Source organism: Propionibacterium acidifaciens DSM 21887 (assembly GCF_000426605.1).
GTDB lineage: Bacteria > Actinomycetota > Actinomycetes > Propionibacteriales > Propionibacteriaceae > Propionibacterium > Propionibacterium acidifaciens.
The window spans coordinates 1-10896 of record NZ_AUFR01000051.1 but is presented as its reverse complement, the minus strand read 5'-3'; the positions used below and the strand labels follow the sequence as shown (position 1 = coordinate 10896).

General features: G+C 69.0%; 8 protein-coding genes. 2 read left to right on the top strand and 6 right to left on the bottom strand.

The genetic code is table 11. From position 1 onward, the window contains the following. Positions 1–472, top strand: a 472-nt coding sequence (locus K336_RS0111910; RefSeq protein WP_028707154.1) for an MMPL family transporter, incomplete at its 5' end; no start/stop codon positions are given. Between the two features lie 157 nt (positions 473–629). Here K336_RS0111910 and K336_RS0111905 read toward each other — a convergent pair. Beyond that, positions 630–2363, bottom strand: coding sequence for a potassium channel family protein (locus K336_RS0111905; RefSeq protein WP_081660829.1), 1734 nt, complete (start codon positions 2361–2363; stop codon positions 630–632). Positions 2364–2369: 6 nt separating this feature from the next. Then, the gene (locus K336_RS0111900; RefSeq protein WP_021796424.1) at positions 2370–2753 is read right to left on the bottom strand and encodes a DUF6394 family protein; all 384 of its coding nucleotides are present in this window, start codon (positions 2751–2753) and stop codon (positions 2370–2372) included. 100 nt (positions 2754–2853) lie between these two features. Between K336_RS0111900 and K336_RS0111895 the strand changes: the two genes are divergently transcribed. Continuing rightward, a complete protein-coding gene (locus K336_RS0111895) occupies positions 2854–3372 on the top strand; it encodes an O-acetyl-ADP-ribose deacetylase (RefSeq protein WP_028707152.1) in 519 nt (172 codons plus the stop codon). 11 nt (positions 3373–3383) lie between these two features. Here K336_RS0111895 and K336_RS16330 read toward each other — a convergent pair whose 3' ends face one another. From K336_RS16330 to K336_RS16325, 4 genes are all read right to left on the bottom strand, one after another. Further along, positions 3384–4199 (bottom strand): DedA family protein, encoded by an 816-nt coding sequence (locus K336_RS16330; protein ID WP_021797043.1) that lies wholly within the window; start codon positions 4197–4199, stop codon positions 3384–3386. A 138-nt stretch (positions 4200–4337) separates the two neighbouring features. After that, positions 4338–5375, bottom strand: a complete 1038-nt coding sequence (locus tag K336_RS0111885; RefSeq protein WP_233418767.1) for a Gfo/Idh/MocA family oxidoreductase — start codon at positions 5373–5375, stop codon at positions 4338–4340. A gap of 11 nt (positions 5376–5386) precedes the next feature. Next, positions 5387–6190 carry a hypothetical protein gene (locus K336_RS0111880; RefSeq protein WP_155945101.1) on the bottom strand — a complete coding sequence of 268 codons (804 nt, stop codon included), beginning with the start codon at positions 6188–6190 and terminating at the stop codon, positions 5387–5389. 122 nt (positions 6191–6312) lie between these two features. Further along, positions 6313–10806, bottom strand: coding sequence for a non-ribosomal peptide synthetase (locus K336_RS16325; RefSeq protein ID WP_267879359.1), 4494 nt, complete (start codon positions 10804–10806; stop codon positions 6313–6315). Positions 10807–10896: the final 90 nt, after the last annotated feature.

The following is a 10896-nucleotide window of genomic DNA, read 5'->3' as shown; positions in this document are numbered from 1 at the left end:
CATCAACGGCTTCTCCCTCGTCGCCTCGCTCGGCGCCACGGCCTGGCTCTTCGAGGGCGGGCACCTCGGACTGCCGAGGACCTCGGGACTTGAGACCTTCATCGTGGCCTGCCTGGCCGCCTTCGGCTTCGGCCTGGCGATGGACTACGAGGTCTTCCTGCTGGCCCGCATCAGCGAGTACTGGCGGGCCGGGTACGACAACGACGAGGCCGTGGCCCGCGGGCTGCAGCGCTCGGGCCGCATCATCACCTCGGCCGCCGCGATCATCATCGCCGTCTTCCTCGGCTTCGTCTCGGGCGAGATGATCGCCATCAAGCAGATCGGCGTGGGCCTGGCCATCATGGTCGCCGCCGATGCGACGCTCGTGCGGCTGCTGCTCGTGCCGGCGACGATGACCGTGCTCGGCCAGTGGAACTGGTGGGCGCCGAAACCGCTGGCCGGGCTGTACGCGTACCTCGGTCGGCAGGGGTGAGCGATCAGCCGGATGATCGGCGATGACCGGCCCTCCCGTCCCCCGGGAGGGCCGGTGACGGCCCGGCCGACTCCGGGGCCCCGGAGCTCGCAAGGCCGAGATCAGGCGGGTCCACGTCGGCGCGGGGCCCGCGCCTGAGGGGCTCGTCAGGCCCTGCTCAGCGCCCGGCGAGCCGGCTGGCCCAGCGCCACAGGGCGCCCCCATTGCCCTCCTGCCCGGTCTGCACATAACTCAACGCATTCGGGTTGCGCAGCACGGACTCGACGTCACGGCGGCCGCGGTCCGAGCCGGCGATGAGCAGCCGGTCGCCGAGGGCCAGCTCGTGCTCGGGCCCGGGGCGGTCGATCGTCCGGTTGCCGCGGCGGGCCATGAGGACGACGGCCTCGCTGCGCCAGCCGCGCGAGCTCGGGTCGGTGAGCAGCTGGCCCACCGTGACCGGGCCCCCCTGCTTGAGCACCGCGCAGACCGCCTCGGCCCCGTTGCGGCGCAGCACGACGTCCCACAGCTCGGGGATGCGCCCACGTCCGTAACGGGCCAGACGGTCGCACAGCAGCTTGCACTCCTTCTCGGAGTATTGGCTGATGCGTCTGAGGTACTGACCGAGCAGGGGCGTCGTGATGCGAGCCAGGAACTCCTGGGCGACGATGTGGCTCGGCACCATGCACAGGTCATCGGTGAAGGTGTCGAACAGGGGCGCGTTGGCCGTCTGGTTCTGGCGCGTGACGACGAAGATCCCGGGGTTCAGGTCGCGCGCCGTGACGGCGATGGCGAGGTTCTTCGTGTCGGAGGCGTTGCCGGCGACGATGCCGTCGGCCTCCTTGACGCCGGCGGCCAGCAGGGACTCGGAGTCGATGCCGGAGCCCCGCACGTCCACGCCGCCCTCGTCGTAGTGGGCGACGTCGATGACCGTCACGTCGATCCCGGCGCCGCGCAGCTCGTCGACGACGGCGTGGCCGAAGCGCCCGAAGCCGCACATGATCCACTTGCCGCGCGGCGGCTGGTGGGGCTCGGGCATCGACTCCCCCTCCAAGCCGATGAGGGTCTCGCGCAGGCGGTAGCGCTCGGGGGCGGTGATCGCCGAGGCGAGCTGACGGGCGAAGCGCTGGAAGGGATTGACGACGAGGTCCCCGCCGAAGACCCCGATGTGGGTCTCGGCGTCCCGGTTGCGGATGCGAGCCAGGACGGCCACCCTGGGGGCGAGCAGCCGGGTCGTCACGGCGACGGCCTGGTTCTTCTCGTCGTCGTCGGTCAGCGCCATGACGCCGCGGCAGTGCGGCGAGACGAGCCCGGCGTTCGACAGCACCTGGGGCTGGGAGGCGTCGGCGGCGATGAGCGGCGGGTCCTGGTGGAACTCCTCGAGGCGCAGGCGTGCCAGGCGGTTCTCGTCCCGCTCGATGACAACGAAGCGCAGACGCAGCCGGTCGAGGCCGTGGCAGACGAGCATGCCCGTCTCGCCGGCGCCGACGACGATGTAGAAGGGCTCGCGGATCGAGTAGATCTTGCGCGTGCCCCGGGCCTGGCGCAGGGCGTTCTGGAAGGCGTCCTCCTGGAGCAGGGCGAGGATGTTCACCAGCGAGTAGGACCATCCGATGACGGTCGCGTAGATCGTGCCGAGCATCCACATGCGCTGCGCGGTGGAGTAGGCCTGCGGGATCTCGCCGAGACCGATCGTCGTGCCCGTGAAACTCACGACGTAGAAGGCGTTGAACATGCCCATCGGGCCGGCGGGCCCGCCCTGCGCGTCGACACCGGGGATGAGGCTCAGCCCGAGGGTGCACACCACGTAGATGCCGATGAGCAGGAGCAGGGGGAAGCGCATCCTTCGCAGGATGAGGTAGAAGACGTCGGTGAGCGCCCCCTGGCGTCGCTGCCGGGTCGAGCTGGCGGGCATGGCGGCTCAGCGCCTGATCTGGATGATCTCGCTGATCATGAGGACGACCGAGACGAGGTTGGCCAGCAGGGCGCCTCCCGACATCGAGACGATGAGCGAGATGTGGGCGGGCGTCATCGTCGTCGCCACGACCTGGGTGGCCCACACCCAGATGACCGCGGCGACGGCCAGCTGCAGATCGGCCACGAGCGAGGTGGCCAGGTGGACCGCGCCCAGCTGGGTGCGGTCGCCGAACTTGAGGACGGTGGTGATGAGACTCACGACGAGCGCGGCCGCCAGCTCGTAGCCGTTGTGGAGGGCCGGATCGTCGATCCGGCCCAGGAAGAAGCCGAGGTTCAGTGCCGCGGCAAGGGTGACGAAGAAGCCGAAGACGACTTTTTCCAGGTTCATGGCACTCCCATCTGACGCTCTGGCACACACTATTACGAACGGCTCGGTGCGGGCGCCGGAACCCGCGCGGGACGGCGGCGCCGCGCGCCACAATGGGCCCATGGACATCCGGATCGTGCGCGCGGACATCACCACCGTCGCGGCCGACGCCATCGTCAACGCCGCGAACCCCTCGCTGCTGGGCGGCGGCGGGGTGGACGGGGCCATCCACCGGGCCGGCGGGCCCGCCGTGCTCGAGGCCTGCCGAGCGCTGCGGGCGACGAGCCTGCCCGACGGGCTGGCCCGCGGGCGGGCGGTCGCGACGACGGCCGGACGGCTGCCGGCGCGCTGGGTCATCCACACCGTCGGCCCCGTCTTCTCCCGTACGGAGGACCGTTCGGGGATCCTGGCCGACTGCTACCGCGCCGCCCTGGCGGTGGCCGACGAACTGGGGGCGCGCAGCGTCGCCTTCCCCCTCATCTCCGCCGGCGTCTACGGGTGGCCCCCGGACGACGCGGCGCGCATCGCGGTGCGGACGCTGGCCGCGACGCCGACGGAGGTGGACGAGGCGATCCTCGTCGCCTACGGCCGGCGGGCCCAGGAGGACTGCACGAGGGCGCTCGCCGAACTGAGGGACTGAGGACGCGGGAATCAGTTCCTGGCACCCTGGGCCCTCGCCCTGCGCCAAGAGCTCGTGAGGGCGGCGACGAGAACGACCACGACGAGCGCGATCGACACGTAGTTGGCGATCCTCGCGTAGCCGGCGAGCAGCGAGGTGATGGGCGCGCCCACCAGGTAGCCGATGGCGGTGAAGCCGAGCAGCCAGATGAAGCAGGCGGCGCAGTCCATGGCGACGAAGCGGCGGACGCTCATCCGGTTGGCGCCGGCCAGGACGAAGACGACGGCCATGAGGGGCAGCGGAACGGGCAGGTAGGCGAGCAGCATGCCCACCCAGCCGGCCCGGTCGGCCCAGCGCTCGACCTTCTCGTACCGGGTCCGGGCGCGCTCCGAGCGACCGGCCCAGACCTCGATCATGCCGCGACCCCACAGCTTGCCGGCCCACCAGTAGACCCAGTCGAACTTGCAGCTCATGACGGTTCCGGCCATCAGGACGAGCACCCATGGGATCACCAGGCGGTAGTCGCCCTCGCGCACCAGCGCGCCGAGAGTTGCGCTGCCGGTGCGCGAGCCGGTCGCCGCGACGAGCGCGGGGATGCGGCTGGGGGCACCGAGCAGCCAGGCGCGCAGCGGCATCATGGCGAGGCTGAAGACGCCGAGGGCGCCCATCCAGACCAGACAGGAGATGTCGGACCTGCCGGGCCGGTGCTTCCAGGGCATGGCGGGATCGTCCCACCACTCCTGCGCTGCGCCGGGACCGCCAGCGAAGGCGTCGGCCCCGTGCAGGGCGACGGCATCGCCGGACGCGTCCTGGACGGCGTCCTCAGCGCCCTGGGGCTCATGACTCACATGATCAAGGCTACCCGCGGGCCCGAAACGAGCGCCCCCGCAGGCGGACAGGGGCGGCCCAGACCCGCTCCGCACCGGACCGGACCGGAGACGAGGATTCGACCGGTTCGGAGAGGAACCGATGGCGGCGGGCGGATGTCACTCCGGTTCCGCGATCGCGCGCACCTGCTCGAACCATGCCGCATCGAGCCTCCAGGCCTCCCTCTCAGCCTGGGCCGGCAGTCCGATCTCGCGTGACAGCAGGGTCCACCATGTGGCATCGGCGATGCTCCGGGCCAGCTCCCTGCGGTCGGAGCCCGAGCCGACGGAGGCACGTGCGCAGGCCCTGATGTCCTCAGCGATCGCAGCGGTCCAGGCGATCCTGATGAAATCGTCGAGCGACCATCCGGGGGAGGAGCTCAGGACAAGGCCCCGGTGCGGGCTGCCAGGCAGCCCGGCAGGCAGACCGAAGGCGTCGAGTCGTCCCATTTCGAGCCTCGGGTACCACAGCGCAGGACCGGAGCAGTCCGCCATGGCGAGCACACCGGCATCGGTGATGATCTCGGCGCCCAACAGGGCCAGCAGCCCGTCGTCTCGGTTGACGGAATCCTGCTCGTTGTGCACCGTGAGGGTGAAGCCCGTGTCCGAACAACACCCGATGCATGTGGTCACACCCGCGTGAGTCGAGACATGCTCGATCCTCGGGCTCCCGCCCTGCACGAGCCGACGCAACAAAGCCGCGGCCGGCAGCAGGGTCTGGGACGAGGCACTGATGCGAACCGATCTGATCCGTCCGCGCATCCGTCCGGCGACCCTGGTGACCATTGCCACTGCCGGCAGGCGCAGGTAGAGATTCCCCACGTGCAGGATCACCTTGTTGCGAGTGGCACTGGCCAGCAGATGCTTGATCTCATCCGCTCGGACGGGCTGCTCGAGAAGAATATTCCAGCCGCTGTCCATGAGCTTCTCGGCCAGTTCCGTACCATGACCGCCCAGAGCGGCGCTGCGTAGAACGACCGAGGCCACGGCGTCGCTCTCACGCGGCACATGCTCGACTCCGGTCCAGAGCGGGACGCCGTATGCACGCGCCAAGGTCTTCGACCGTTCGCTCCCCGAAGCGAAGAGCCCGGCCAGTTGAAGATCATCGGCCCGATCGACTGCACAGGCATGGACCGCCCCGAAGGTCGATCCGCACACCAAGACCCGATTCACAGCTCGCCCTCCTCCTGCTCCTCGACATCATCGAGCAGCCGGGCCCCCGCCCTCGTGAGAATGTTTTTCAGATGGTCGCCGGCCCGTTCCCCGAGCAACTCGACGGCGGTCGTCGAACGCGCCGGGCCGGGATCGGCCACTGCTTCCACAGCACAGGCAACAGCCGTCCACGCGCAGATCCCGGCGATGCTGGGAGCCTCGATGAGGATCCTCTCACCGGCCCCTGCAACGTGGACGATGACTTCGGAACCGCCTTCCAGAACGGGCCTGAGCGAGGCGGCGGCGAGACTCGCCGAGGCTTCCTCAGCATCCATTCCGACAGCGCGGAAGAGGGCCTCGCGGAGGGCACGGCCGGCCCATGCGTTCAGCCAGCGAATCGGAGCCCCGAACAGAGCATCGACAGCGCGAGTGTCCTCGTCCTGGAAAGCCACCAGATCAACCTCCGCGTCGACACCAGGCATGCGGGCGTCCCGCTGGACCTCGGTGCCGACGCTTCGGCGGGCGCCCTCGAGGATGTCACGGGCGGAAGTGCGACTCAGGGCGCCGGCCAGCAGCGCGTGGTACTCGACGCCACCACCCCGATGGTCAAGCAGCAGCGGCGCAGCGGTGAGGATGCCCGGCAGGGCTCCGGCGCAGCGTACGTGCAGACTCCTGCCTCCAACCAGTGCGTGACCGACCCCGACAACCGGCGTTCCGGCGTCGAGTATGGCGGCTACGGTGGATTTATCTGCTCGGGAGGGGGAGGCGTCGATGACCACGTCGACGGCCCCGGCCAGGGCCGCTCCGAGATCCTCGTCCACTCTCACCTGGCCGGGACCAGGAGAGCGGCGTACCCCGGCCAAGGTCTCATGCCCTGCGGTCTTGAGCGATGCCAGGATGCACCGCCCAACCCCTCCCGAGGAACCGAGCACACCGATCCTGCTCACAGTTCGCCCTCCTCGAAACCCTCGCCGTTGTCATCGGCTCCGGCGATGGCCAAGGATTCGGCGATGCCCTGCACGGTCGGGGACTCCAGTATCCGGCGCAGGGACAGCCGCACTCCGGTGCGACGTTCCAGCTCCACCACCAGCCGGGCTGCGGAGAGCGAGTCGCCGCCATGGTCGAACAGGGAATCGGTCCGGCTGATCCCGCTGGCACCGAGCAGCGACTGCCAGCACTCGGCGACCAATGATTCCAGGCCCGCGCCCGGGGCCTCCCCGCCGCCGAGTGCTCCGGCGCCGCCGACTCGCAGGGCGGCCATGACGGTCATCCGGTCGACCTTGCCATTGCGCGTCATGGGGACGGCGTCGATGATCTCGCACAGCCGGGGCACATATGGTGCGGCCAGACGCTCAGCAAGTTGAGCGCGGAGCCGCTCTCCGTCCAGCTCCTCGTCCTCGCCCGGACGCTGCAGGACGAGCCCGTACACGGTGCTCCCCTCCACCGAGATCGCCGCAGTCGGACGCAAGCCAAAACGGACGGCCAGCTCGGCCCACTCGTCGTGATCATGACAGTGCCCCCGCATCGGATCGGACGCTCTGCTCCCGTCGGGGCCGAATCCGTCCTCGAGCAGTACTGCCGAGAGCAGGGCTTCGGGGGCCAGGCGTCCGATCTCAGTCATCACCAGATGCCCACCGGGACGCAGGGCCCTCACCGCGCGGCGCATGGCCCGTTCGGGCCGGGCGAAGGTGTGCATGCTGAACGGGGCGAGGACCAGATCGAACCCCCGGCCCGCCCAGACCTCGGACTCGCCGGTAGGAACCAGATGATCGCGATCCGCCTCGATGCCGCCAATGCGTCCGGCCAGCTCATGGGCAACGGCGGTGGACGCCCACAACCCAACGTACGACGCGCTGGACCCATCGATGATCTTGCGGGCGCTGCGAAGCATCCACTCCAGCGCGCATGCGGACTCCTCCTGGTCATTCATCTGAGCCATGACATCCGTGGCCCGCTCCGTCCCGAGGTCGGCCAGAGGACGGCGCCGGGCCAGCACATCGGCAAGCAGCTCGACAACCGGGATGTCCTCGACCAAGAGCCGGCCGATCTCCTGACCGGCGAGCCACGCCTCCCAGAACTCCAGGACACGAAGGGTGCCGTCGTCGCGGTGCGTGCGAGAAATGACTTCACGCAGCACAGCCGCAACCCGAATCGCCCTGGCAGGCAGACCGAAATGACTCGGGCTGCCTTCCGCGTGCACCGGATCGACTTCGACCCGACCGGTCTCCCCTCTGAGGGCTGCCGTGGTCGGCACGCAGGCCAGGGCGAGAATCGCCCCGTCCTCGCCCTCGATCACACCGGCTACGGCACGTTCGATCCCCGGGAGGGATTCCGCGGCGGCCTCCACCTCTCCCGTGGCAATGCGATGGCCACGCACCTTGACCTGATCGTCGAGGCGTCCCAGGATCTCGAGGAGACCGCCGGGGCGGAAGCGCCCCAGGTCGCCTGTCCGATAGCTCCTCCGGCCCGCACTGTCGACGCGGAAGCCGCCCTGGTCCTCGCCGACATAGCCTTCTGCCACGCCGCAGCCGCTGATGGTCAACTCGCCGACGACCCAGTCCGGGCACGGCTCTCCCTCGGCAGTAAGCACATCGAAGCGCTGACCCGGCAGCGGATGCCCGTACGGCACACTGTCCCAAGCCGGTGACTGCTGGCGCCAGGACTCATCACCAGTCGGCTCGAACCAGTTCGACCAGATGGCGCACTCGGTGGCGCCGCCCAGGGCGACGAGCATGGCCCGCGGTGACGCCTCGATGAGCCTGCTGTCAAGATCGAGCGGCACCCGGTCGCCCGAGACGAGGACCGGACGCAGGCTGGTCAGATCACCCGGCCCGGCCGACACGAGCAGCATCTCGAGCAGAGTCGGCACGGTGTTCCAGTAATTCACCTGATGCTCACGAACCAACCGCGCCCAGCTCTGCGAGTCTCGACGGTGCTGCTCCCCTACCAGTACGAGCAGCCCTCCCGAGCCCAGGCAGCCGAACAGGTCGAAGACCGAGAGGTCGAAGTCGACGGCCGATACAGCGAGACCCCGCCAGCCCTCCCGCGGCTTCCAACGGGCGTGCACCGCGTCGATCGTGGCGGCAGCGGCTTCATGCGAAAGGACCACGCCCTTGGGCTCGCCGGTCGAGCCCGAGGTGAAGATCGTGTACGCGGGATCCTCGGGCCGGGCCGGACCGGGCCCCCACGACGTGGCAGTCGGTCCAGCACTGCCTTCGAGACGGAGCATCCAGTCGTCGTCGATGACCGTGCGCAACCCGGTCTGGGCGATGATCGAGTCGACCCGCCGACGCGGGTGATCCGCACTGACCGGTACGTAGGAGCCCCCGGCCATGAGGACGCCGTAGATCGCGGCCACCCGTGACACCGGATCGGACAGTCTGATCATCACCTGTTCCCCAGCCCCGACGCCTTCGTGACTCAGCACCGCGCACACGCGTGAGGCACGGTCCATCAGGGCGCCTCTGGAGAGGATCCTCCCGTCCGGACCGACAAGCGCCGGTTCGTCGGGGACCGTTCGGGCCAGTGCGACAAGATCCGCGTGGAGGAGGCGGGGCTCCGTCTCTGCCGGCTCTTCGAAGCATCGGCGGGTCTCACGCTCCCGTTCAGTGATGGCCGCAGGCGGGCTGGTATCCCAGCTCTGTTCCGAAGCGAAGTCGAGAAGTGCCTTCTGATGAGCCATGGCGCTTTCGATGAGGCCCTCGGGGAAGAGACCGACCACATGGTCCCAGTTGATACGCACACCGCCCTGTCCGTCGTCGCTGATCTGATGGTCGAGCCAGACCTGGGGCGTGGCGGATGTTCCTCCGGTGCATTCGCGGAAGAGGCCCCTGTCCCCGCCGAAGGTCTGCTCGATGCCCAGCGCCGAGGTGAACACGACCGGAAAGGCAGAAGTGGCTCCGGCTTCCTGGGCGAGGCGCCCGATGGCCCCCATGCCGACGCTGAAGTTCTCGAGATCATGGGCCAGTTCATGCGAAACGTCCTTCACCCTGGTGGCCCAATCCTGTTCGCCGCTCGCACGGTACGCGGCGACAACCAGCGACGTGAAGTCGCCGAGCACGCGATCGATCTGGGGGTGAACCTCAGGGCGATCAAACACGGTAACCGCAACAGAGACGGCCGACTGCCCGCTGAAGGCGCGCATCGCCTCGCAGAAGGAGGCCAGGACGAGAACCGACGGAGTGACCGCCTCCCGGCGACAGCGCTCCCGCAACAGCTCCCACTGCCCGGCGTCGATCTGGATCGTACGGCGTTCGATGCCGGGCACGCCGAGCTCTTCGGGACTACGCGCCAAGGGCAGAGCGGGGCTCGGGGGGAGTTCGCGGGCGTGCTCCCGCCAATAGGTGAGGGCCGCCGAGCGGCGCTCACCAGAGAGGGCCTCGTCCTCGAGGTACCCGACGACGTAGTCGCGGAAGTCGATCTCGGGCGGCGCCTCCAGCTCATGACCCGCATAGGCCGCGTCCACCTCGCGTTGGAAGATGAGCACGGAGGCGGCATCCATGACGATCGAGTCCGTGGTCACGCAGATGTGCGGGGAACCGTCGAATTCGAGCACTCGCACATCGAATAGCGGCCACCTGTCGGGCTCGAAGGCGCGGCCGGACAACTCACGGCGCATGCGCTCGGCCTCGGCGCCGGCGGATCGCACGACGCGGTAAGGCCCCACCTCGGCCAGAACCCGCTGGCTCGTCCCCTCGAATACGGTGCGCAGCATCGGGTGCCGGGCCACGACCGTGTCGATGGCCCTGCCGAGGCGCTGCTCGTCAACCTCCTCCACGCGGTATTCCCGGTAGAAGATGCAGTCCACGCCGCCCAGTGTCAGCTCGGGATCTCGTCCCACGAGGTAGGCGCGTTGCACTTCGGTGAGCCCGAAGGGCTCGTACGCGTGATCAGCATCGTGGGCGAGTGCGGACGCCTGATCCTCCCGGATCCCCTGCGGGGGAACGCAGGTTTTCGCGTAATCGCCCAGTCTCGGGTGGGTGAAGACCTCGGCGAGACTCGTCGTCCAGCCCTCGCGACGCATTGCGGCAATGACCCTGGAGGCGATCAGGGAATCGCCGCCGAGCAAGAAGAAATCATCGTCGGCCGAGCGGACCGGGACGGACAAGTACTCGTACCAGTACGCGGCGACAGCAGCCTCGAGCGGACCGAGTGGACTCCCGGCGATCGGGCCCCCGTCCGGGTACTCTGCCATGAGCCTGGCGAGCACGGCCTCGCGATCGACCTTGCCGTTGCGGTTCAGTGGCAACTCGTCGAAGAAGGACAGCAGCGTACACGGCCACGGGATCTGCTGTTCCTGCCAACCGACGAGCTCGTCGACGGTCAGCCGTGCACCGGGACGGGTGACGACCGCTGCATACATCTGACGGGTGCGTCCCTCGGAAGCGACAACTGCGACCTCCATGACTTCGGGGTGAGTCGAGATCGCATGCTCGATCTCTTTGAGTTCGATGCGGTGCCCGTGGACCTTGACCTGCGTGTCAGTGCGCCCCAGGAACTCGATCTCACCGGACGGGAGCCACCGACC